The following is a 22749-nucleotide window of genomic DNA, read 5'->3' on the forward strand; positions in this document are numbered from 1 at the left end:
TCGCCCGATAGGGTGCGATCCGTGCACACCCGGCCCGGGCCCCCGCGCCGGGCGGACGCCCGGCGCAACGCCGAGCGGATCGTCCGGGTGGCCATCGACGCGCTCGGCGAGGGCGGCGGCCCGGTGCGGCTGGAGGAGCTGGCCGACCGGGCCGGAGTCGCCGAGGCCACTCTGTACCGGCTCTTCGGTGGCCGCCGCGGGTTGATGACCGAGGTGTTGGCCACCTTCGTCACCGAGCAGATCGAGCCGCTGGTGGGCCCGCCCGGTCCCGATCCGACGGCGGAGCTGGCCACGGCGTTGGCGGCCACCGTGGAGGTACTGGCCGAGCACCGCGCCCTGGTGCGGGCGGCCCGCGAGGCGGGTCCGCTGGGCGTCGGGCCGGTCCAGGGCTTCCTCGGGCGGCTGGCCGCGGTGCTGGCGGCCGCCCAGGAGGCGGGCGGCGTCCGGCCGGATGCCACGGTGCGCGACCTCGGCGCGGTCCTGATCATGGCGCTGGCGGCGGTGCACGAGGGCGACCCCGCGGGCGCGGACCGTCGCCGCGCGCTGGCCCTGCTGCTGGCGGGCCTGCGCCCGGGCGGCCCGCCGCTGCCGCCGCCTGCACCCGGGAATCTGCTCGCCTGAGCCCGGGTGCGCCTGCGAGGGTGCGGGCGTGAAGCGCACGATCGACGAGTTCGAGATCGACGACGACCCCGCCCGGGTGGACCGCGCGGCCGCCTGGGCCTGGCTGTCCACCCAGGCCTACTGGGGCCGCTGGCGACACCGTGAGCACCTGGAACGCCAGTTCGACGCCGCCTGGCGCGTGGTCGGGCTCTACCGCGGTGACCGCTTGCTCGGTTCGGCCCGCGCGGTGTCCGACGGCGTGTCCTTCGCCTACCTGGCGGACGTCTGGGTGGACGAGTCGGTGCGCGGCCACGGTCTCGGCGTCGCGCTGGTGGAGCACATGCTCGCGGGCGGCCCCGGCATGCGCTGGGTGCTGCACACGAAGGACGCCGAGGGCCTCTACCAGCGGTTCGGCTTCCGCCCCGCGGACGCGACCGTGTGGGAGACCGACGCCGATCCGGAGCGCCTGCTCGCGGGGAGATGAGTTCCGGGGCCGACCCCGGTCTCCCCCTCCGACCGGCTCGGCACGCGACGCCGAGCCCCCACGGAGGGACCCCCGCCATGACCGCCACGACCGTCTCCACCACCCGTTCCCCCGCCCGCATCGCGCTGTGTGCGCTGCAGGTCGTGCTGGGTCTGTTCCTCGCCGTCGGCTCCGGGCTGCCGAAGCTGTTCGGCGAGGCGAGCGCGGTGCAGATCTTCGACCAGGTCGGGGCGGGCCAGTGGCTGCGCTACGCGATCGGGCTGTGCGAGGTGGCGGGCGGAATCGGGCTGCTGGTCCCGCTCGTGGCCGGGCTCGCGGCGACCTGCTTCGTGGCTCTGCTGATCGGCGCGACGGTCGTGCAGGTCACCGTGGTGCACGCGTACTGGTACACCCCCGTGATCATCGGCCTGCTGATGGCCGTCGTCGCGTGGGCCCGCCGCACGGAGATCACCGCCGTGTTCCGCCGCCGTCGCCGACCGTGATCCAGCCGTGGGGAGCGGGACGGTCGCCGATCGACCGCCCCGCTCCCCGATTGTGGATCACCGGGGGTGCGCGCTCAGGCGATCCAGTCCGGGATGCCGCGGTCCGTCCCGTCCGGGAGCAGGGCTCGACCGTCGCCCGCCCCGGTGACCAGCGCGGTCACCCCGGCGGGGCCCGCGACGATCCGCCGCGTGACGCCGGCGGGGAGCACCACCGTGTCCCCCGCCGCCAGCGCCTCGAACGGCTCGACGGTCATCGTCCCCTCCACGACGGTCCACACCTGCTCGCGGTCCATCACGTGCTCCGGGCCCACCTGCCCGGCCCGCATCCGGACCTGCCACAGGGACTGCCCCGCGCCGCCGAGGCTCGGGGAGGCGAGGGTGGTCATCACGGCGTTCGGGGTCTCGTGGGTGCGCTGCTCGGCGCGGCGGACGACGGTCACGGCGATCTCCGGTACGTTCGACAATATGGTTGTCGAAATAGTGAACCCGGTTGTCGACTGATGTCAACCGCTCTGCCCCTGCTGCTGCTGGCGGGCTTCCAGACGTTGGTCGACCGGCTCCACGAGCGGCTCGCCGAGCAGGGCCATCCGCAGGCCCGCCCGATGCACGGGTTCGCCCTGCAGGCGATCGGGCCCGGCACCACCGCGGCGGACCTCGGTCGCGCCCTCGGGGTGAGCAAGCAGGCCGCCGCCAAGACGGTCGCGGGCCTCGAGGCGGCGGGCTACGTGGAGCGGGCGGCGGACCCCGCGGACGCGCGCCGCGTCGTCGTGCGCCCCACGGCCCCGGGCCGCGAGATGCTCGCCCGCTCCGCCGCGATCTTCGCCGAGCTCCGCGGGGAGTGGGCCGCGGAGCTCGGCGAGGAGACGGTACGGACCGTCGAGGAGGCCCTGACCAGGGTTGCGGGCAGGCCCCGCCTCGACGCCCCGTCCTGGTTCAGTCGCTGACGGTCTCGCGACCCACGAACGCCACGGCCACCGCGCCCACCGCCGCGACCAGCGCGAACGCGTAGAAGCCCCACGGGTACGCGATCCCGGCGCCGAGCAGCGCACCCCCGACGAGCGGGCCGCAGATCGCGCCGAGCCGCCCGATCCCCGAGGCCCCGCCCAGTGCCGTCGCCCGGACGGCGGCCGGGTACCGGCGGCTGACGAAGGCGTAGACGAGCACCTGCGAGCTGAACACGAACACCCCGGCGAGCAGCACCGACACGTACACCCCGATCCCCGGCAGCCGGATGGACAGCAGCGCCAGGAACACCGCCGCCGCGGCGAACCACGCGATCACCGCCGTGCGCACCCCGATCCGGTCGGCCACCCGACCGGCCAGCAGCAGCCCGAGCACGGCGCCGACGTTGAGCGTGAGCAGCAGCGCGAGCGCGGCGCCGAGCTCGTAGCCCGCGGACCGCATGATCTCCGGAAGCCAGGTGTTCAGCCCGTAGACCAGTAGCAGCCCCATGAAGGAGCTGACCCAGAAGGCGATCGTCGCGCGCAGGTAGCCCCGCGAGAACAGCGTCGAGACGGGGTTGCGGCCGGCGACCCGCTCGGCCGGGACGGACTCGGGCAGCCGCGCCCGGACCAGCGGCACCAGCGCGAGGGCGGGCAGCGCGCCGATGACGAACATCGCCCGCCAGCCCCAGGTGGGGATCACCAGGATGCCGAGCAGCGCGGTCAGCACGGCGCCCACGTGGTAGCCGGTCATCAGCGTGGTCGTCGCGGCGCCGCCACGCCCGTCCCCGGCGAACTCGTTGACCATCGCGATCGCGACCGGCAGCACCCCGCCGAGGCCGAGACCCGCCAGGAACCGCAGCGCCCCGAACCACACGGGGCCGGGCGCGAACGCGCAGAGCAGGGTGAGCACGGAGAAGGACAGGACCGTCCAGATCATCATCCGCCGCCTGCCGAACCGGTCGGTCAGCGGACCGACCGTCAGCGCCCCCACCATCACCCCGAGCAGACCGACGACCGAGATCAGCGAGGCCGTCCCCGGGGTCAGCCCCCACGCCGGGTCACGCAGCAGCGACGGCAGCACCACGCCGAGCACCACCAGGTCGAAGCCCTCCAACGCCACCGCGGACCAGCAGAGCGGGGCGACCCACCCCGCCCGTGTCCCGGTGGTAGCCCCCGACGTCGCTGTCATGGCACACCCTCCTCGGTGTCCGGATCGCCGGAGTATGAGGGTGTGCGCGCGGTCTGTCAGCGCGGCTTCCGACCCGCGGAAACACGTCCGGGATTGAGACACCGCGCGGGGCCGGTTGATGGGAGGCTCGGCCCACCGACCCCGGACCGGCCGGGGTACGAGCACGCGCAGGGAGCAGTCGTGATCCTCATCGTCCTCAAGGCGTCGATCAAGCCGGAAAAGCGCGAGGAGTGGCTCAAGGGCATCACCGAGTACACGGCCGCGGTGCGGTCCGAGCCCGGCAACGTCTCGTTCGACTTCTACGAGAACGCGCAGGACTCGAACGAGTTCGTCATCGTCGAGACGTTCGCCGACGGAGACGCGGGCAGCGCGCACGTGCAGACCGAGCACGCGCAGAACTTCTTCCCGTGGATGGGTGGCGTCGTCAGCCGCAGGCCCTCCATCAACTACCAGGACCTGGACGGGGACGCCTGGAACGAGATGGCCGAGGTCGAGCCGCGCTAGCGGCCACGCGGCCGTGCTCCGGGACCAGCCGGGGCACGGCCCGCACGGCCACCACCATCCCGACGACCTCGACCAGCGTCTGCGCCACGACCACCGCCGCGGCCCCCTCCGGCAGCGTGAGCGCGATCGGCAGCACCACCAGCGAGTTGCGGGTGGCCCCGGTGAACGCCACCGCCCTTGCGTCCGCGGTGCCGAGCCGGAACAGCCGGGCCACGAGCGCCCCCGCCGGCATCATGACCAGCAGGAAGACCACGGAGAACGGGACCGTGCCCAGCACCGTCGTCGTGAGGGCCGGGACCTGCGAGGCGACGACGACCACGAGCGTCGCCACCATCAGCGGCACCATCGCGGTCCCGATCGCCGCGCGGACCCGCTCCCCGACCAGTGCCTGGGTCAGCCACGCCGCGGCCAACGGCAGCACGATCAGCAACCCCAGGGCCTGGAGGAACGGCCCGGGATCCATCCCGGCGGACGCGCCGCCCAGCACCAGCAGGAACACCGGCAGCAGCGCCATCTGCGCGAGCAGCAGGAGCGGGGTGAGCGCCAGCAGCCGCCCGGCGCTGCCGCCGGCGAGCCCGGTGAACACCACGACGTAGTCGACGCAGGGTGCGAGGAGGACGAGCAGGACGCCCAGCCGCACCGCCGCGTCGGCGGGCAGCAGGGGTGTCATCGCCGCCACCACGAGCGGCACCACGGCGAAGTTCACCACCAGCACCGCGGCCACGAACCGTCCGGACCGCACGGCGCCGACCAGCTCCCGGGCCGGGACCTGCAGGAACGTCACGTACAGCAGCGCCCCGAGGACCGGGTTCACCGCGGGGGCCACCGCGCTCCCGGTCGCGGGCGCGACCAGCCCGAGCAGCACCCCGACCCCGATGGCCGCGACGTAGATCGGGACCTGGTGTCGTTCCAGGCCCGCGGCGACCGCGCTCAGGCCGGTGTCCCGGGCGAGACGACCTCGGTCGCCACCGCGGCCGTCAGGCCGGTGACCTCGACGGCCCGCGCGGCCGCCGAACCCGCCGCCACCACCAACGACACCCGGGACTGCGCCGCGGCCTCGGCGAGCAGCGCGATCCCGGCGCTCGCGAGGTAACCCACTCCGGTGAGGTCCACGACGACCGCCGCCCCACGCACCTCCGCCAGCGCCGCGGCGACCTCCGCGCGGGCGGCGAGGTCGAGGTCCCCGGTCAGGGCCAGCTCCCAGCCCCCGGTCCGCGCCGTGCGACGCACGGAGATCGGCCGGGGGTCCGGCGCGTCGCGCGGCGCACGGCCCTGCACCGGAGGCGGCTCGGTCGCCGCGGGCGCGGGCACCCGGAACCGCACCCGCGTCCCGTTCGGCGCGCGGTCGATGTGCAGGTCCCGCCCCAGCTCGCGCAGCACCCGCAGGCCGTGCCCGCGGAAGCCCCGGTCCGCTGGGACGGGCCGCCACCGCCCCTCGTCCCGGACCGTGACCTGCACGCCGCCGGTCCGGTCCCGGGACAGGGCGACGTCGAACTCCGCCGCCCGCCCCGGCGGGTACGCGTGCTCGACGGCGTTGGCCGCAGCCTCCCCGAGGGCCAGCTGCAGGTCGTCGACGGTCTCCGCCGCCAGGCCCGCCGCGGCCGCCCAGTGTCGCACCCGGCGGCGCATCGCCCCGAGGCTCGGCGGCACCGCAGGCAGCCGCGCGACCAGCGGCTCGGGGACGGCGCGCACCACCACCAGGGCCACGTCGTCCGCCGGGCCCTGCTCGCCCAGCGAGCCGCTGACCAGCGCGGACGCCAACTCCTCCGGCGGCAGGTCGGCCGCGGCCCCGGCGAGCCGGACCAGCCTGCTCAGCCCGACGTCGAGGACCTCGCCGCGCCGCTCGACGAGCCCGTCGGTGTAGAGGACCAGCGACCCTCCCGGGGGGAGCACGCCGTGGGAGTCCCGGTACGGCTCGCGGGGGCGCAGCCCGAGCACCGCACCCGCGGGTCCGGCCAGCAGGCGCGCGCTGCCGTCCTGCTCGGCGAGCACCGCGGGCGGATGCCCGGCGGTCGCCCAGGTCAGCGCCCCGTCCCGCAGGTCGAGGACCAGGCAGGCACAGGAGCTGCCGCCCGCGTCGGCGACCCGGACGGCGAAGCGGTCCAGGCGCTCGAGCGCCGCCGCCGGGCCGTGCCCGTCGAGCAGGTAGGCCGCGACGGCGCTGCGCAGCTGGCCCATGACGGCCGCGGCGGCGGGTCCGTGCCCCACCACGTCCCCGACGACGAGCGCGACCCGCGCGCCGTCGTCCAGCGGCAGCAGGTCGTACCAGTCCCCGCCGGGCTGCGCGTGCTCGGCGGAGGGCATGTAGCGCGCGGCCGCGGCGAGGCGTTCCAGCTCCGGCAGCGCACGCGGTAGCAGGCTGCGTTGCAGGGTCTCCGCGATCTCGCGCTCGGCGGCCAGCAGCCGCTCGCGTTCGGCCTCCACGCGGAGCCGTTCGGTGATGTCCCGTCCGATGGAGAACGGCCGCCCGTCCGGCTCCTGGCGCATGCTGAGCTCGACCGGCACGGTGCCGCCCGCGCGGGTCCGCAGGTGCCAGACCTCGGTGACCGGCTCGCCCGTCGCGAGCCGGGCCTGCAGATCGGCGAGCCGGTCCAGGTCCTCGGGCCGGGCGACGTCCAGCAGGGTCAGCTCGCGGTGCTGCGCGAGGGTGTGGCCGAGCAGGGCGCAGGCCGCCGGGTTGGCGTCGACGTAGCGGCCCTCGGCGTCCGCGATCCAGATCGCGTCCGTGGTCCGCTCGGCCACCGAGCGGTAGCGCGCCTCGCTGTCCCGGGCGGAGGCCCGGGCGTGCACCCGCGCCAGCGACTCCCAGCACCGCACGACGACGGCGTCGAGGATCGCGACGTCGTCCGCGGTCCAGTGCCGCGGGGTGGCGTGGTGCACGGCCATCGCGGCCACGAACCGGCCCTCCTTGTGCAGCGGCGTGCAGATCACGGCTGCGATGCCGGTGCGGTGGTAGATCGCGCGCTGCTCGGGGAGAACTCGCGGGTCGGTCTCGGCGTCGTCGAGGACGTACGGCTCACCGGCGCGCATGCAGCGCAGTGTGTTGGCGCTGAAGTCCGACATCGCCATCCGGCCGACCAGCGGCGGCAGCCCCCGGGTGTAGCTGCCGGTCATCGTGAAGTGGTCCTCGTCCGCCTCCGCCTCGGCGTAGGCGCTCCGGTCGACCCGCAGGTGCTCGCCGAGCATGCGGGCGGCGACCCGCATGATCTCCTCGGGCTCGTCGATCGACTGCAGGGCGCGTTCGAGGTCGGCGACGAAGCCGTAGTGCTCGGACCGCTCCGTCCCCACCGCGCCGCCCGAGCGGGTCTCGGGGGAGGGATCCGGGCCGGCGCGCACGACTGGATGGTATCGACGCGGGACGCCGGTCACCGGGCCGAACCCGCGGGCCCGGGTCGGCGGCGCCCACCGGACCGCCTCTCGGGAGGAGATCACGCGCCGTCACCGAACGGCGAGCCTCCGTGACCGTCTCGTGTCCGACACCCCAGACATGATCACCTTCCGTGCCCGCGTGAACCGAATCGTCGTTACGGATCTTCACCACTTCAGAGCGTTTCGAAATGCCGAATACCCCATCGGGTGATTAGCGGCCGAGCGTCGAACCGAAGAGGGATCCCATTCGATTATCTGAGTGCGATGGGCACACGCCCTCGGCGAAAAGATCCCCTGAAGTGGAGTACTCCAATGGGTCGCAACGCGTTCGACAGCGTCACCTCCGTGTTCAAGCGCAAGTCCTCCGAGGAGTCGGGCTCGCGCCTGGCGTTCGAGTACGAGACCTACGAGAAGTCCAAGGAGGAGGAGTACCGCTCCTTCGAGGGCAAGCGTCGCGGCGGCCGTCACTGAGCTAGGCCGAGCTTCTCCGGCGACCCCGCCCCGCCCGCACCACCGGCCGGGCGGGGTCGCCGCTCGTCCGGGCCCTGCACAGGGCGATGACCAGCACTGACAGCAGTCTCGGAGGCGATGCAGTGACAGCCCCATCCGGCGGGACCCCCGCACTGCCGGTCCGCACGGTCCTCGCGCACTTCCGGCCGTACACCCGGCCGTACCGCGGACGGCTCGCCGTCTGCCTGGCGTTCATCGCGGTCGGCCCGATGGTCGACGCCGCCAACCTGTGTCTGTTCAAGGTCCTCGTCGACGACGTGCTGACCCCCCGCGATTTCGGCGCGTTCGGCACTGTTGTCACATTGTTCGTCGGCATCATGGTGCTCGGCGGAATACTCTCGTTCGCTGACGATTATCTGTGCACGTGGGTGGGCGAACGATTCGTCCTCGACCTGCGTGATCGGCTCTTCGCGCACATGCACCGCATGTCTCCGGGATTCTTCGAACGGCGTCCGGTCGGCGATCTGCTCTCCCGACTCTCCGGTGACGTCAACGCGATCGAGTCACTCGTCGTGTCCGGCCTGATGCAGCTGGTGTCCTACGGGGTCCGGCTGCTGGTCTACGGCGGTCTGCTGTTCTTCCTCAACTGGCAGCTCGCGCTCGTCTCGTTGGTCAGCGTGCCGCTGTTCGCGCTCGCCTCCCGGTACTTCGGCAAGCGTCTCAAGGCCGTCGCCCGCGAGACCAGCAAGCGCGGCGGACGGATCGGCGCGGTCGCCGAGGAGAGCCTCGGCAACGCCGCGCTCGTGCACGCCTACAACCGTCAGCCTGCCGAGACCCGCCGCTTCCGCACCGAGAACCTCGGGTCGTTCGCGGCGTCGATGGCCGCCGCCCGGCTGCGCGCGATCTTCAGCCCGCTGATCGACCTGTTCGAGATCGGCGCCGTCCTCGTGGTGGCCGCGTTCGCCGTCTGGCAGATGTCGCAGGACGCCCTGTCCCTCGGCGGGCTGCTGGTGTTCCTCGGCTACCTCTCGCAGATGTACTCGCCGATCAAGGGGCTCGCCGGGCTCAGCAACACCGTCTTCGCCGCGAGCGCGGGCGCCGAGCGGATCATCGAGATCCTGCGCGAGGAGCCCTCGGTCGCCGCACACCCGCACCCGGTCCCGCTCGAGCGGGCGCACGGCGCGATCCGGCTCGACGACGTGCGCTTCACCTACCCCGGCGCCGAGCGTCCGGCCCTGGACGGGATCAGCCTGGACGCCCCGCCCGGAGGGACCGTCGCCGTCGTCGGGCCGAGTGGGGCGGGCAAGACCACGCTGACCAAGCTGCTGCTGCGCTTCTACGACCCGGAGGCGGGCCGGGTCGCCCTCGACGGCGTGGACCTGCGCGAGCTCGACCTCGTCCGGGTCCGCGAGAACATCGCCGCGGTGCTGCAGGAGACGCTCGTCTTCGACGGCAGCGTGCGGGACAACATCCTCTGGGGCCGCCCCGACGCGACCGAGCCCGAGATGATCGCGGCCGCGCGGGCCGCGGACGCCCACGACTTCGTGACCGCGCTCCCCCAGGGCTACGACACCCCCGTCGGGCAGCGCGGCAGGCTGCTCTCCGGCGGCCAGCGCCAGCGCCTGGCCATCGCCAGGGCCATGATCCGCGACGCGCCCGTGCTGCTGCTCGACGAGCCGACCACCGGCCTCGACGCCCACTCCACCGAGCAGGTCATGGGGCCGATGCGGCGGCTGATGTCCGGGCGCACCACCATCGTGATCAGCCACAACCTGCTCACCGTGACCGACGCCGACCGGATCCTCTACCTCGAGGAGGGCCGGATCCTGGGCGCGGGCACCCACACCGAGCTGCTCACCGACTGCCCCGGCTACGCCCACCTCTACCGGCTGCACCATTCCGCGAACGGCACCCGCCGACCGGTCCCGACGCCCCATGTCCGGGGCGCGGTGTGGGCGGATCTGGACCGCGAGCGCGCCCGCGCCCGCTACCCCGTCGGCCACCCGCTGGGCCCGCCCCCGCAGCCCTTCCCCCGCCGCCGCAACCGCGTCCCCGCCGGACCGCTCTTCCGCGCCAACGGCCGCTGACCCCTCCTTCTTCGCACAAACGGCACTCTTGTGCGCTAGGTCCGCACAAAAGTGCCGTTCGTGCGAAAAGGGGGGCGGGTCAGGTCCCGGTCGCCTCGGCCTTCGCCCGGACCTTGTTGACGAGCTCGACGAGCTGCTCGTCCTCCTTCAGCGCCTTGCGGGCCCGCGGGGGCAGGGCCTGCAGCCTGCTCTCCTCGGCCCGCAGCAGGTCGGCGAGCCGCGCCTGCTCGGTCGGGTCCTCGCAGGCCAGGTACTCCTTGGCCCGCCGCCGCACGGTGGCGGAGGCATTGACCGCCTTGCCCTTCGGGCTCAGCAGGGACGCGATCACCGTGATCACCAGGACGCCGAGGATCACGCTCAGCGAGACCGGCGTGCTGATCTCGACGACGTTGACGTGCTCGCCGTCGTTGATGAAGGGCACGTTGTTCTCGTGCAGGGCGTGCAGGATCAGCTTCACGCCGATGAAGGCCAGGATCGCCGCGAGCCCGTAGGAGAGGTAGACCAGCCGGTCCAGCAGGCCGTCGATGAGGAAGTAGAGCTGGCGCAGGCCGAGCAGCGAGAACGCCGTGGCGGTGAAGACGACGAACGTGTTCTGGGTGAGCCCGAAGATCGCCGGGATGGAGTCCAGTGCGAAGAGGATGTCCGTGCCGCCGATGGCGACCATGACGAGCAGCATCGGGGTCATGACCCGCTTGCCGTTCTCGACCGTGAAGAGCTTGTCCCCGTCGTAGTGCTCCGACGTGCGCAGGAACCGCCGCGCGAGCCGGATGACGAAGTTGTCCGCCTCCTCGTCGTTCTCGCCCTTGAGCAGGTTCCCGGCCGTGATCAGCAGGATCAGCCCGAAGAGGTAGAACACCCAGGCGAACGAGTTGATCAGCGCGGCGCCCACGAAGATGAACGCCGTCCGGGCGATCAGCGAGAAGACGATCCCGAACAGCAGCACCTTCTGCTGGTCGGCGCGCGGCACCGAGAAGCTGCCCATGATGATCAGGAAGACGAACAGGTTGTCCACCGAGAGCGCCTTCTCGGTGATGTAGCCCGCGAAGTACTCGGTGCCCATCGTGGCGCCGCCGAGGAACCAGACGCCGACCCCGAACAGCAGCGCGATGCCGACGTAGAGCGCGGACCAGATCCCGGCCTCGCGCAGCGTGGGGATGTGCGCCTTGCGGACGTGGAAGAAGAAGTCGAACACCAGCAGGGCGATGATCCCGAGGACGGTCGCCCCCCAGGCCAGAGCGGGTACGTCCACGCGCGATCTCCCGGGGTCCGGTGCGGCTGTCCCCCGCAGCATAGGGACGAACCGGGCATCGGCGCCGGGTCACACCGGAATGTCACCGACGCACACATGAACCGAGTGACGTGGGGGTAACCGTCCGCTGTGCCCACCACGCTGCGCGCCGCACCGGCCGTGCTCACGACCTCGTTCCGGGATGCGGGCTGCCTCCCCGGCCTGCGCGCCTGGATCCGTGAGCACGTGACGGGTGACGAACTGCGCGGCGACGTCGAGCTCGTCTGCACCGAGCTCGTCACCAACGCGGTCGAACACGCCCGTGGTCCCCGGTCGGTGGTGGTCGTCGTGCAGCCCGGCGGCGCGCGGATCGAGGTCACCGACGGCAGCCCCACGACCGCACCGGTGCCCGGCCGCTCCCGGTTCGGCGGCGAGATGCGCGGGCGCGGGCTCACCCTGGTCGCGGCGCTGAGCCGGTGGGAGGTCCGCCGAGTGGGGCGACGGAAGACCGTGACGGCCCTGCTTCCCGCGTGACTTTGTGAGGACATAAGCTCGCCGGGTGATGGACCGGCGGCTGGCGTTGCTCGTCGCGGGCGCCTTCTTCATGGAGATCCTCGACGGGACCGTGATCGCTCCCGCGGCGCCGCACATCGCCGCCGACCTGGGCGTCTCCCCCGTCGACGTGAACGTGGCGGTCACCGCGTACGTGCTCACGGTCGCGGTGCTCGTGCCGGTCAGCGGGTGGCTCGCGGACCGGGCCGGGCCGCGGCGGGTGTTCGCGGCGGCCCTGGTGGTGTTCACGCTGGCCTCGGTCGGCTGTGCGCTCGCGCCGACCCTGCCCGTCCTGGTGGGCACCAGGGTGCTGCAGGGTGTGGGCGGCGCGATGATGGTCCCCGTCGGACGGCTGGTTGTGCTGCGGACGACGGACCGTGCCGATCTGGTCCGGGCGATCGCCTATCTGACCTGGCCCGCCCTGCTGGCCCCGGTGCTCGCGCCCGCGATCGGCGGGCTGCTGGCCCAGTACGCGTCCTGGCGGTGGATCTTCCTGGTCAACGTGCCGCTCGGCGCAGCGGCGCTGGCGGCCGCGCGGGTGCTGGTCCCCCGGCTGCCCGCGCACGACCCCGGGCCACTGGACCGCTGGGGGTTCCTGCTCGGCGCCTCGGGGATCGCCGCCCTGGTCGGCGGGCTGGAGCTACTCGGTGCGCAGGCGCCCCGGTGGAGCGTCGTGGCAGTGCTCCTGGTGGCGGCGGTGGTGCTGCTCGGCACGGCGGTCCGACACCTGCTGCGCACCCGGCGGCCGCTGGTCGACCTGCGGGTGCTCACCGTCCACACCCTGCGGGTCACGGCGAGCGCCGGGTCGCTGTTCCGCGCCGTGATCAGCGCCGTCCCGTTCCTGCTGCCGCTGCTGTTCCAGCTCGGCTTCGGGTGGTCCGCCGCGCAGGCCGGGCTGGTCGTGATCGCGCTGTTCGTGGGCAACGTGGGGATCAAGCCCGCGACGACGCCCCTGATGCGCCGTTTCGGGGCGCGCACGGTGATGCTCGCCGCGCTCGCGGCCTCGATCGCGATGCTCGCCGCGATCGCGTTCCTGCGCGCGGACACCCCGCTGTGGCTGGTCCTGGCCGTGCTCGTGGCCAGCGGGATCGGCCGCTCGGTCGGCTTCACCACCTACAACAGCATCGCCTTCGCCGACGTCGAGCCCGCCCGGATGACGCCCGCGAACACCCTGGTCTCCACCCTGCAGGAGATCAGCGCGGGGCTCGGGGTGGCGGTCGGGGCGCTGCTCGTGCGACTCGGCGACACGATCACCCCCGCCGCACCCTTCCGCCTCGCCTTCCTCGCCCTCGCCGCCCTCCTGACACCGGCGGTGCTCGTCGCCGTCCGACTGCCGCGGAACGCGGCGGCAGAGGTCACCGGCCACCACCCCTGACCCGCGAGCCGGACATCCCCGATCCGCGAGTCCCCCACTTCCCGACGCCCGAGACGGACTCCGTCCAGTGGCCGCTGCGGGCCGCGTTCCGTCACGCCGCCTCGAGGTCTGGTCCAGACTGGGCACCGTGGCCGAGCGAGTCCTGTCCCGCGACCAGCAGCTACGCGCGCTGCTCGCCCGGCAGCTGTTGCTGGAGCGGGCCGACCTGGACCCGGTCCGCGCCGTCGAACGGGTGGGTGGGCTGCAGACGCAGTACTCGCCGTCGGGCTACGTCGGTCTGTGGTCGCGGACGGCGGGTCTGCGCCGCACGGACCTGACCGACGCGCTGACCTCGCGGCGCGTCGTCCAGGGCTGGATGATGCGCTGCACGATCCACATGGTCTCCGCGGCGGACTGGGCGCCGCTGACCGAGGCCGTCCGCGAGCCGCGGCGGACGTGGTTCCTGCGGACGGTGCCCGAGGCGCGCTCGCTCGACATGCCCGCCGTCGCCGACCGGGTGCGCGGCTACCTGGCCGACGGCCCGCTCAAGCAGGCCGAGATCGTCGCCCGGCTCGCTGCCGACGGCCTGCCCAAGGCGGCCTGGACGGGCGTGCAGCTGTGGCTCGACCTGGTCCGGGTGCCGCCCGCGGGGACCTGGGGCAGCCCGCGCGCCCACGTCTACGAGCTCGCCGAGCGGTGGCTGGGCCGCCGCGCGGCCCCGGTGGCCGGTCGGGAGCTGCTGGTGCGACGCTACCTGCGCGGCTTCGGCCCGGCCACGCCCGCGGACGTCGCCCGCTACGCGGGCTGGACGATCACCGAGACGAAGGAGGCCCTCGCCGGGATCACCCTGCGGGAGTTCCGCGGCGAGGAGGGCGAGCGCCTGGTCGACCTGCCCCGTGCGCCGCTGCCGCCTGCCGACGCACCCGTCCCCGTCCGGTTCCTCGGTGCGTGGGACGCCGTGCTGCTCCTCGGCCACGCGAGCCGCACCGGGATCCTGCCCGCCGAGCACCGCGACAAGGTCTTCCACGTCCGGATGCCCCAGTCCACGCCGACCTTCCTGGTCGACGGCCGCGTGGCGGGCACCTGGCGGTTCGTCGACGGCGAGGTCCGGCCCGTGCCGTTCGCCCCGCTCGCCGATCCCGAGGCCGTGGCCGCCGAGGCCGCCCGGCTCACCGACTTCCACTCTTGACCCTGACACGGTGTCAAGGTCTTCGCTGAGCACATGACCACGACGGAGAACATCCAGCAGGCGCTGCGGGGGCTGGTGAGCGACGACGCGTCGGTGCGACTGCGCGCCGCGCTCGCGATGGGCACGTCCCCGGACCCCGGGTTCGTCGAGACGCTGGTGGCGCGCTGCGCGGTCGAGCCGGACTTCCCTGTGCGCGAGATGCTCACCTGGGCCCTGCTGCGCCAGTCGCCGACGCTCACGGTCCCGTTGCTGGTGGCCGAGCTCCGGTCGCCGATCGCCCGGGCCCGCAGCCAGGCGTTGCACACCCTGTCCAAGATCGGGGACCGGTCCGCCTGGCCCGCGATCACCCGGGAGCTGCTCACCGACTCGGACGACGAGGTGGCCCGCACCGCCTGGCGGGCCGCGGTCGCGTTGGCGCCCGAGGGTGCGGAGCCCGCGCTGGCCGCCGTCCTCGCGACCCAGCTCGGGCGCGGCGGGCGCGAAGTGCGGCTGAGCCTGAGCCGCGCCATGATCGCGCTGGGCGAGGCGGTCGTGCCGGTCCTGGACGCCGCCCGTCGGCACTCCGACCCCGAGGTGCGCGCCCACCTCGGCGCCACCGAGCGGCTGCGGGCGGACCCGGAGGCAGGGTTCGACCTCGCGGTCGAGGAGGCGAAGCGCGTCGTGGCGTTGGGCCCTTCGTGAGGAGGCGGGAGAGGATCGGCTCGTGTTGATCGGTGAGGTCGCGCGGCGGTCGGGGGTCAGTGCCCGCATGCTCCGCCACTACGAGTCGCTGGGTCTGGTCCGTCCCACGGGGCGGTCCGGGTCCGGCTACCGGGAGTACTCCGGCGAGGACATTCGGCGGATCTTCCACGTGGAGAGCCTGCGGTCGCTGGGCCTGTCGCTGAAGGAGGTGGGCCGGGCGCTGGACGATCCCGACTTCCGGCCCGCGGACCTGGTCGCCGACCTCGTCCGGCACACCGAGGAGCGGCTCGCCGCCGAGACGGAGCTGCTCACCCGGCTGCGGCGGATCGGTGCCGCCGATCCCGCGGACTGGGAGGAGGTGCTGGGGATCGTCGGGCTGGTCCAGGCGCTGGGCTCGGAGAGCGCGGGACGGCGGCAGCGGGCGGCACTGTCGTCGACGGACACCGTCCCGGTGGAGGCACTGGTCGAGGCGGTGCTCGCCGAGGCGGACCCGAACGTCGCCGGCGCGCTGAGCTGGGCGTTGGCGGGTGCCGGTGGGGGCGTCGCACACCTGCTGGCCGAGGGCCTGGACTCGCCGCGGGTCGGGGTGCGCAGGCGAGCGGTCCGCGCGCTCGTCGAGCTGCCCGGTGAGGAGACCACCGCGCTGCTGCGGCGCGCCCTCACGGACCCGGACGTCGTCGTGCGCAGGCACGCCGCCCTCGCCCTCGGTGTCCGAGGGATCGCAGGCGCGGAGCCGACACTCGTCGGCATGATCGTCGACGAGGCCAACGACGTGGACGCGGCGGATGCGCTGAGCGTGCTGGCAGGCGACCCCGAGTCCGCGGACCGCATCGCGGGCCTGCTCGTCGAGCGCCTGACCGCTGCGGACCCGTCCGCCCGGCGCAGGCTGACCCAGGCGCTCACCGACATCCCGGGGCCGCGGGCGGCGCAGGCGCTGGCCGACCTCGCCCGGGACGCGGACCGGGCCGTCGCGCTCACCGCGACCTACATCCTCGGCATCCGCACCGTGGACTGAGCTCGCCCGGGCAGCATCCGTCGGTCGGATCTGTCCATGCCCGTCCGGTTCCGGTTGACTACGGCCTCATGCCGGACCGACGGTGGTGGCACCTCGCGGAACCGCGACACGGGTCGCTGCCCCTGCTGTTGTTGCTGCTCACCTTCGTGACGGGCGTGATCGACGCGGTCAGCCTGCTCGCGCTGGGCCGGATCTTCGTCGCCAACATGACGGGGAACGTCGTCGTGACCGGGTTCGCGCTCGCAGGGGTGCCCGAGTTCTCGCTGCTCACGTCGTTCGTGGCGCTCGGGGGGTTCCTCGTCGGGGCCGCCGCCGGCGGGTTCCTGGTCGACCGCCTCACCACCCGCGGTCCCCTGTTGCGCGCCGCGGTCGGGGTCGAGTGGGTCCTCCTGGCCTGCTGTCTCACCCTCGTGGTGCTCTCTCCCCCGACGACCGACTCGGGCCCCACCGTCGCGGCCGTGGCCCTGGCCGCCCTCGCGATGGGTGTGCAGAACGCCGTCGCGCGCCGCATCGCCGTCCCGGACCTCAACACCAGCGTGATCTCGATGAGCATGACGGGCCTCGCCGCCGACCACCGGCACTCCACCCGCGTGGCGGCCGTCCGCCGGCTGTGCGCGGTGACCACCCTGCTGCTCGGTGCGACGGTGGGCGCGGTGATCGTGCGGACCGCGGGCCCCGCCGCCGCCCTGGGCCTCATCCTCGCGCTGCTCGCCGCCGTGGGCCTCGGTGCGCACCTCCTGCTGCGCCGCGGTCCGGACTGGGAGGAGTGAGCCCGCGCTTCGGGTGACCGCCGGAGTCGCGGCCGGTGGTTCCTGAGATGGGCGTGTCGGCGGACCGACGGTCTCCGCCGACGCCGCGCGACCGCCGCGCCGCGGTGCTCACATCCCGCGGTACGCGGCCATCGCGCCGGCGAGGAGGTCGCCCAGGCCGAGCTTCTCCTCAGGGACGGCGGCCGCACCGGGTTCCGCCCCGGGGGACCCGCCCGAACTCGATACCGCGTTCCTCGACGGCCCGTCGCCCGCAGCGGCACCCGCCGACGGTGCGGTTCGCGACGGAGCAGTCGCCGACGGAGCAGTCACTGACGGAGCAGTCACTGACGATGCGGCTGCTGCCGATGCGTTCGCCGAGCGGACGGGGGCGGAGTGCGCGCCGGCCCGGGCAGTCGCCGCGGCGCCGGACGGGGTGGGGTCGGCGGCGGGTTCGGAGTCGTCCTCCTCGTCGGCCGGTTCGGCCGCGCGACGGTGCCGCCGACGTCCACCGGCCCGCCTGCCCGCGAGGTCGTCCGGGTGCGCTGTACCGCCTCGGCCCGAGTCGGCCCCGGGTTCCGGGAGCTCCTGGACCAGTTGGACGCCGGGCTGCCCGTCCGTGCCGTAGACCGTGCCCCTCAGCCGGAAGGCGGTCATCCCGCCCATCCCGATCGGGTCCAGGGACATCGCACCCGCGACGGCAGTGGCGAGATCCCGGATCACCGGGTGCAGCCAGGCGGCGCACTCGGCCTTGTCCCTGCCGGGCAGGTCCACCTGCAGCGTGGCCGGGTCCTCGTCCCGGATGCGGCCGCGGCTGGGCAGGTGCACCCGCATGCGGTCGGCGAGGTCCCGCATCACCCGCTCCGCCTGCCTGGTCCGGAGCCGGTCGAGGCCCTCGACGAGGTCGATCACCACCGACACCCCGACCGCGGACGGGTCGTCCGACCCGTCCGCCGCTCCGCGCTCGCCGTGCCGCACTACCGGGGGCCGGTCCTCCGCTCCCACGGCCCGGCGGTCCTCGCCGGCACCCGGGTCCGACGGCTCGCCTCCACCGGCGCGCCCCCACATCCGGTCCAGCTCGGCGAGCGTGGACCGCAGCCAGTCGTCCGCGGCGGTCTCGGCGACCGGCTCGGCGACCCTGCCCAGGGTGCTCTCCGTCGTGGACCCGGCCCGTCCGACGTCCCCTCCCCGCCCATCGGACAGCGGCGCTCCCTGCTGATCCGGTGCCGGTTCGTCGCCCCGGGTGGCAGCCGGATCACGCGGCACCGAACGCGACGGGTGAGCCGCCGCCTCCGCGGCCCGCCTGCGAGCCGCACGACCCTCCCGTCGCGATCCCTGCTCCTGCCGGCGTGCATGATCGGGCACGGGATCGTCCAGCACCGACCGCCCGGATCCGCCTGCACCCGACACCGGCGCGGCCTCACTCACCGCATCCCGGTCCCGGTCACGCGCAAGGCGCGGCCACGCGCCCGCGCCGTCGTCGCTCCACCGACCGGACGCGCGCAGCTCGCAGATCAACGCGTCGCCGAGCAACGCACCGTACGAGAGCGGGGCCGACTCGGCGCCCTCCTCGATCTCCACCGCGGTCGCCCGCGCCCGACGCCGCGCCCGCGCCGGCCGCCCGGTGTCCTGCGACAGCGCGTCGACCTGGACCGAGGGCCCCACCCCGCCCGACCCCGCCTGCTCCGCGCCCGGCTGCCGCGCGCCGGACCGCTCGGCACCGGACTGTTCGGCGCCGGACGGTTCGCCGCCGACCGGGATCTCCCGCGCCGAGTCATCTCCTCCAGCCGGTCCCGACTCGACCGGCGCGGCACGCCGCCTCCCGGCCGGTCCCGCGCCGACCCGCGGCGCCTGCGCCGAGTCCTCCCCCGCGGCTGATGCGGTCTCGACGGACGCGCTCCACCGCGCACCGGCTTGCCCGGTATCGACCTGCAGCGAGTCGTCCCACCCGGCCGATGTCCCGACCGGCGCGGGCCGACCCGCTCCGACACGCCCGTCGGCCGGCTCCGCCTGAGCGGGATCGTCCCGGTCCGACGGGTGACCGTCGGCGCTGGTCGCAGGCGCGGTGGCGGCCCGCCTTCCCCGCCCGACGGCCGCGTCGGCCCGCCGCGCCGGGACCGGGGAGGCCAGCGGGTCCGCCCCCAGTGCCTCGGCGGCGGTGTCGAAGCTGCCCAGCAGAGCATCGATGGCACTCAGCGTGCTCGCCCGGGAAGACGACGGCGACGTGGACCGCGACGCACGCGCCTCGGCCACGGGAGCGGAGGACACCGCCGCCTGCGCGGCGGTGCGCGCCTCGCCCAGCGCACGCTCGTACTCCGTCACGAGCTCGCGGAGGCGACGCCCCCGCTCCTTGTCCCGCTGTTCGGCAGCCATCCCGGCCCGCATCTCGCGCAGCGCGACGTCCAGGGCCCCGCTCCGCTCGGCCAGCTCGGCCGAGGCCGTCCTGCACGCCGCCTCGAGCCCCGGCGCGTCCACGGCGGATGCATGGTCTGCGGCCTCGGCGAGCACACGCCCCGCTGCGTCGGGATCGTCCGCCGTCGTCTGGGCGACGACGAGCCGCAGCTGGGCCGCCTGCCTGCTCGATCCGGCGCGCCCGCCCGCCGCCAGCGCTTCCCGCGCGGCCTCCCGGGCCTGCGGCATGCGCGCGAGTGCGATCAACCCCCCGATGCGGTGGGCGGCCAGCGCGTCCACCAGGGCGGGTGCCGATCGTGGGGCCGCGTCGCCGCAGACCCGCAGACCCGCCTCCGCGGCCTCCACCGCCTCGGCCGGTCGCCCCGCTGCGCGCGCCACCGCGGCGGCGGCGAGCGACACGGCTGCCGCCGGCCCGACACCGGGCAGGGCCCCGGCGTCCGCGCGGGCCTCCGCGAGCAGCCGCTCGACGTCCAGCCCCGGACCGGGAGCCGCCACGGCGATCCGGACGAGGACCAGCCGAGCGTCCAGCCGCAGCTCCGTGGAATCAGGCGCCGCGGCCAGCACCCGCTCGGCCAGCCGACGGGCCACCCCGGTGTCTCCGTTGTCCAGACACACCGCCGCGGCCTCGACGACCAGCCGTAGTCCGCCCGCGCCACCGGGGTCGACGCCGGCGCGCACGATCTCGCCGAGCACCTCGCCGAGCACACTGCGGCCGTCCCCGGTCGCCGCGACACCGTGCACCCTCCACCCCGAGGCGAGCAGCCAGCCGGGGTCGCCGCCGGGTGTGACCTCGGCGGCGTGCCCGGCGAGCCCCGCGGTGAGATCGGGCCTGCTCCACCGTAAAGACGCCGCAACCGCCGTCATCCCCGCCCCGGACGACTCGTCCCCGCCGCGCCGGACCGCCTCGGTCATGCACCCTCCCGTGCAAACCCGACCATCCGGGTTCGATCCCGCCGTCTACTGCGCGACGAACAGCCGCCGCGAGAACCGATTGCTCTCAGTCACGGGTGAGCTTACGGTGTGTGACCCGGTGCGGTCGCGCGGCATCCGCTCCGAGCCGCTCGACCTTGTTCTTCTCGTATGCCTCGAAGTTGCCCTCGAACCAGAACCAGGCCGCCGGGTTCTCGTCCGTGCCCTCCCACGCGAGGATGTGGGTGACCACGCGGTCGAGGAACCACCGGTCGTGGGAGATGACCACGGCACAGCCGGGGAACTGCTCGAGGGCGTTCTCCAGCGATCCCAGCGTCTCGACGTCCAGGTCGTTCGTCGGCTCGTCCAGCAGGATCAGGTTGCCGCCCAGCTTCAGGGTGAGCGCCAGGTTGAGCCGGTTGCGCTCCCCACCGGAGAGCACGCCCGCGGGCTTCTGCTGGTCCGGCCCCTTGAACCCGAAGGCTGCGACGTAGGCGCGGGACGGCATCTCGGTCTGCCCGACGTGGATGTAGTCCAGCCCGTCCGACACGACCTCCCACACGTTCTTCTTGGGGTCGATGCCCGCGCGGTTCTGGTCGACGTACGACAGCAGGACGGTCTCGCCGACCTTGACCTCACCGGAGTCCGGCTTCTCCAGCCCGACGATCGTCTTGAACAGCGTGGTCTTGCCGACGCCGTTCGGCCCGATGACACCGACGATGCCGTTGCGTGGCAGCGAGAACGACAGGTCCTTGATGAGCTGGCGCCCGTCGAACCCCTTGTCCAGGTGCGAGACCTCGACGACGGTGTTGCCCAGTCGGGGACCCGGCGGGATCTGGATCTCCTCGAAGTCCAGCTTCCGGGTGCGCTCCGCCTCGGCCGCCATCTCCTCGTAGCGGTCCAGCCGCGACCGGCTCTTCGCCTGCCGGGCCTTGGGGTTCGACCGGACCCAGGCCAGCTCCTCCTTGAGGCGCTTCTGCAGCTTCTGGTCCTTCTTGCCCGAGACCGCCAGACGCTCGGCCTTCTTCTCCAGGTAGGTGGAGTAGTTGCCCTCGTAGGGGAAGGTCCGCCCACGGTCCAGCTCGAGGATCCACTGCGCGACGTTGTCCAGGAAGTACCGGTCGTGGGTGACCGCCAGGACGGCGCCGGGGTAGGAGCTCAGGAACTGCTCGAGCCAGAGCACGCTCTCGGCGTCCAGGTGGTTCGTGGGCTCGTCCAGCAGCAGCAGGTCGGGCTTGGACAACAGGAGCTTGCACAGCGCCACCCGGCGCCGCTCCCCACCGGAGAGGGTGGTCACCTCCGAGTCCGGAGGCGGGCAGCGCAGGGCATCCATCGCCTGCTCCAGCTGGGAGTCCAGCTCCCAGGCGTCCGCGTGGTCCAGCTCCTCCTGGAGGGTGCCCATCTCCTCCATCAGCTCGTCCGAGTAGTCCGTCGCCATCTGCTCGGCGATCTGGTTGTACCGGTCGAGCTTCTGCTTGATCTCGCCGACGCCCTCCTCGACGTTGCCCAGGACGGTCTTCGCCTCGTTCAGCTCGGGTTCCTGCTCGAGGATCCCGACCGTCGCCCCGGGAGCCAGGAAGGCCTCACCGTTGTTGGGGTGATCGAGCCCGGCCATGATCCGCAGCACGCTCGACTTGCCGGCGCCGTTGGGACCCACGACGCCGATCTTCGCTCCGGGGTAGAAGCTGATGGACGCGTTGTCGAGGATGACCTTGTCGCCGTGCGCCTTGCGCACGCTCTTCATGGTGTAGATGAACTCCGGCACGCCCACGATGGTAGTTCCGGTCACTTCACGCCCCACCGACAGGTACACCGACCCCCACCTCCACGACCGGCGGCACCTTGTCGAGCGCGGCGTCGTGCTGTTCCTCCCCGAGCACGGACGCCGATCCCGGGCCCCGCGGTCCCTCCGACACAGGCGACCCGTCGCCGATAATCGTCCCCTCCGCATCTCGCCGAACCCTGGTCACAGCCACGGTCGCCGTGTTCAGGTCCGGCCCGACCGACTCGGCGACGAGCGCCACCGCGGTGCGCGGTCGCCCCTCCTGCTCGTACTCGCGCACGTACAACCGGCCGTGCACGATCACGGGGTCGCCCTTCGCGAAGGAGGCGACCACGTTCCGCCCGAGGTTGCGCCGCCACACGTCCACCGCCACGTACGACGTCGAGGACTCCCGCCAGGCGCCCGCCTCACGGTCGAAGTAACCGTGGTTGCAGGCGATACGGAACGAGGTGACCTCGCGGCCGCTCTCCAGGATGCGGGTCGTCGGCGCGTTCGTGAGCCTGCCGAGAACGGTGGTCAGGATGTCGGTCATGGTCTCTCCTCGGTTCGCTGCGGTGCTCGTCGGTAGGACCAGCATCGAGTGCGAACCGAGGCCGTCGCGGCGTCGGCGAGAATCTGTGGACAGGTGCGGAAAGGTGTGGAGAACCGTTGTCCTGCCCTGCGCGGCAGCGCGGTTCTGTCGGTGCCCTCTGCTAGGGGCGAAGCCATCGGGAACGCAGAAAAGCCCCGGAGCACGAGGCTCCGGGGCTTTTCCGATGTTTGATGTCGGCG

Annotated in this window: 21 protein-coding genes; 13 read left to right on the forward strand and 8 right to left on the reverse strand. The window is 73.6% G+C overall.

Going from position 1 to position 22749, the window contains the following annotated elements; genetic code table 11:
• Positions 1-21 precede the first annotated feature (21 nt).
• The 3 genes from ABD993_RS22560 to ABD993_RS22570 all read left to right on the forward strand — a co-directional run bounded on the left by ABD993_RS22560 (position 22) and on the right by ABD993_RS22570 (position 1566).
• Positions 22-621 carry a TetR/AcrR family transcriptional regulator gene (locus tag ABD993_RS22560; protein WP_345421871.1) on the forward strand — a complete coding sequence of 200 codons (600 nt, stop codon included), beginning with the start codon at positions 22-24 and terminating at the stop codon, positions 619-621.
• A 28-nt stretch (positions 622-649) separates the two neighbouring features.
• Positions 650-1084, forward strand: a complete 435-nt coding sequence (locus ABD993_RS22565) for a GNAT family N-acetyltransferase (RefSeq protein WP_345421874.1) — start codon at positions 650-652, stop codon at positions 1082-1084.
• A 77-nt stretch (positions 1085-1161) separates the two neighbouring features.
• A complete protein-coding gene (locus ABD993_RS22570; protein WP_345421877.1) occupies positions 1162-1566 on the forward strand; it encodes a DoxX family protein in 405 nt (134 codons plus the stop codon).
• A gap of 74 nt (positions 1567-1640) precedes the next feature.
• Here ABD993_RS22570 and ABD993_RS22575 read toward each other — a convergent pair whose 3' ends face one another.
• Complete coding sequence (locus ABD993_RS22575; RefSeq protein WP_345421880.1) at positions 1641-2006, reverse strand: cupin domain-containing protein; 366 nt, start codon at positions 2004-2006, stop codon at positions 1641-1643.
• Positions 2007-2066: 60 nt separating this feature from the next.
• On the opposite strand from ABD993_RS22575, the gene ABD993_RS22580 reads away from it, so the two are divergent.
• On the forward strand, positions 2067-2510 hold the full coding sequence (locus tag ABD993_RS22580) for a MarR family winged helix-turn-helix transcriptional regulator (RefSeq protein WP_345421883.1): 444 nt from the start codon (positions 2067-2069) through the stop codon (positions 2508-2510).
• On the opposite strand, the gene ABD993_RS22585 is transcribed toward ABD993_RS22580, so the two are convergent.
• On the reverse strand, positions 2500-3699 hold the full coding sequence (locus ABD993_RS22585) for an MFS transporter (protein ID WP_345421886.1): 1200 nt from the start codon (positions 3697-3699) through the stop codon (positions 2500-2502). The two genes, ABD993_RS22580 and ABD993_RS22585, sit on opposite strands and share 11 nt — an antisense overlap.
• A gap of 180 nt (positions 3700-3879) precedes the next feature.
• Here ABD993_RS22585 and ABD993_RS22590 point away from each other — a divergent pair, with 180 nt between their 5' ends.
• Positions 3880-4203 carry a putative quinol monooxygenase gene (locus ABD993_RS22590; RefSeq protein ID WP_345421889.1) on the forward strand — a complete coding sequence of 108 codons (324 nt, stop codon included), beginning with the start codon at positions 3880-3882 and terminating at the stop codon, positions 4201-4203.
• Here the strand turns inward: ABD993_RS22590 and ABD993_RS22595 are convergent.
• Complete coding sequence (locus tag ABD993_RS22595) at positions 4142-5137, reverse strand: arsenic resistance protein (RefSeq protein ID WP_345421956.1); 996 nt, start codon at positions 5135-5137, stop codon at positions 4142-4144. The genes ABD993_RS22590 and ABD993_RS22595 overlap by 62 nt on opposite strands.
• A complete protein-coding gene (locus tag ABD993_RS22600; RefSeq protein WP_345421892.1) occupies positions 5134-7539 on the reverse strand; it encodes a SpoIIE family protein phosphatase in 2406 nt (801 codons plus the stop codon). Before ABD993_RS22600 ends, ABD993_RS22595 begins: the two co-directional genes overlap by 4 nt.
• A 345-nt stretch (positions 7540-7884) precedes the next feature.
• Between ABD993_RS22600 and ABD993_RS22605 the strand changes: the two genes are divergently transcribed.
• Complete coding sequence (locus ABD993_RS22605; protein WP_345421895.1) at positions 7885-8043, forward strand: hypothetical protein; 159 nt, start codon at positions 7885-7887, stop codon at positions 8041-8043.
• Positions 8044-8165: 122 nt separating this feature from the next.
• On the forward strand, positions 8166-10109 hold the full coding sequence (locus ABD993_RS22610) for an ABC transporter ATP-binding protein (protein WP_345421898.1): 1944 nt from the start codon (positions 8166-8168) through the stop codon (positions 10107-10109).
• A gap of 79 nt (positions 10110-10188) precedes the next feature.
• On the opposite strand, the gene ABD993_RS22615 is transcribed toward ABD993_RS22610, so the two are convergent.
• On the reverse strand, positions 10189-11358 hold the full coding sequence (locus ABD993_RS22615) for a TerC family protein (RefSeq protein ID WP_345421901.1): 1170 nt from the start codon (positions 11356-11358) through the stop codon (positions 10189-10191).
• A gap of 129 nt (positions 11359-11487) precedes the next feature.
• Here ABD993_RS22615 and ABD993_RS22620 point away from each other — a divergent pair, with 129 nt between their 5' ends.
• The 6 genes from ABD993_RS22620 to ABD993_RS22645 all read left to right on the forward strand — a co-directional run bounded on the left by ABD993_RS22620 (position 11488) and on the right by ABD993_RS22645 (position 16898).
• Positions 11488-11871: an ATP-binding protein gene (locus ABD993_RS22620; protein ID WP_345421904.1), complete on the forward strand. Its 384-nt coding sequence runs from the start codon at positions 11488-11490 to the stop codon at positions 11869-11871.
• A 28-nt stretch (positions 11872-11899) separates the two neighbouring features.
• Entirely contained in the window at positions 11900-13264 is a 1365-nt protein-coding gene (locus tag ABD993_RS22625; protein WP_345421958.1) for an MFS transporter, read from the forward strand.
• Between the two features lie 127 nt (positions 13265-13391).
• Positions 13392-14432: a winged helix DNA-binding domain-containing protein gene (locus ABD993_RS22630; protein WP_345421907.1), complete on the forward strand. Its 1041-nt coding sequence runs from the start codon at positions 13392-13394 to the stop codon at positions 14430-14432.
• Positions 14433-14465: 33 nt separating this feature from the next.
• Positions 14466-15113, forward strand: coding sequence for a HEAT repeat domain-containing protein (locus ABD993_RS22635; protein WP_345421910.1), 648 nt, complete (start codon positions 14466-14468; stop codon positions 15111-15113).
• Between the two features lie 22 nt (positions 15114-15135).
• Positions 15136-16128 (forward strand): HEAT repeat domain-containing protein, encoded by a 993-nt coding sequence (locus ABD993_RS22640; RefSeq protein WP_345421912.1) that lies wholly within the window; start codon positions 15136-15138, stop codon positions 16126-16128.
• Between the two features lie 68 nt (positions 16129-16196).
• On the forward strand, positions 16197-16898 hold the full coding sequence (locus tag ABD993_RS22645; RefSeq protein WP_345421913.1) for a YoaK family protein: 702 nt from the start codon (positions 16197-16199) through the stop codon (positions 16896-16898).
• 108 nt (positions 16899-17006) lie between these two features.
• Here ABD993_RS22645 and ABD993_RS22650 read toward each other — a convergent pair whose 3' ends face one another.
• The 3 genes from ABD993_RS22650 to ABD993_RS22660 all read right to left on the reverse strand — a co-directional run bounded on the left by ABD993_RS22650 (position 17007) and on the right by ABD993_RS22660 (position 22510).
• Positions 17007-20198, reverse strand: a complete 3192-nt coding sequence (locus tag ABD993_RS22650; RefSeq protein ID WP_345421916.1) for a hypothetical protein — start codon at positions 20196-20198, stop codon at positions 17007-17009.
• 85 nt (positions 20199-20283) lie between these two features.
• Positions 20284-21960 carry an energy-dependent translational throttle protein EttA gene (gene ettA / locus ABD993_RS22655; RefSeq protein ID WP_345421919.1) on the reverse strand — a complete coding sequence of 559 codons (1677 nt, stop codon included), beginning with the start codon at positions 21958-21960 and terminating at the stop codon, positions 20284-20286.
• Between the two features lie 25 nt (positions 21961-21985).
• Positions 21986-22510, reverse strand: a complete 525-nt coding sequence (locus tag ABD993_RS22660; protein ID WP_345421922.1) for a single-stranded DNA-binding protein — start codon at positions 22508-22510, stop codon at positions 21986-21988.
• Positions 22511-22749 lie beyond the last annotated feature (239 nt).

The organism is Pseudonocardia xishanensis, assembly GCF_039541715.1.
Classification (GTDB): Bacteria; Actinomycetota; Actinomycetes; order Mycobacteriales; family Pseudonocardiaceae; genus Pseudonocardia; species Pseudonocardia xishanensis.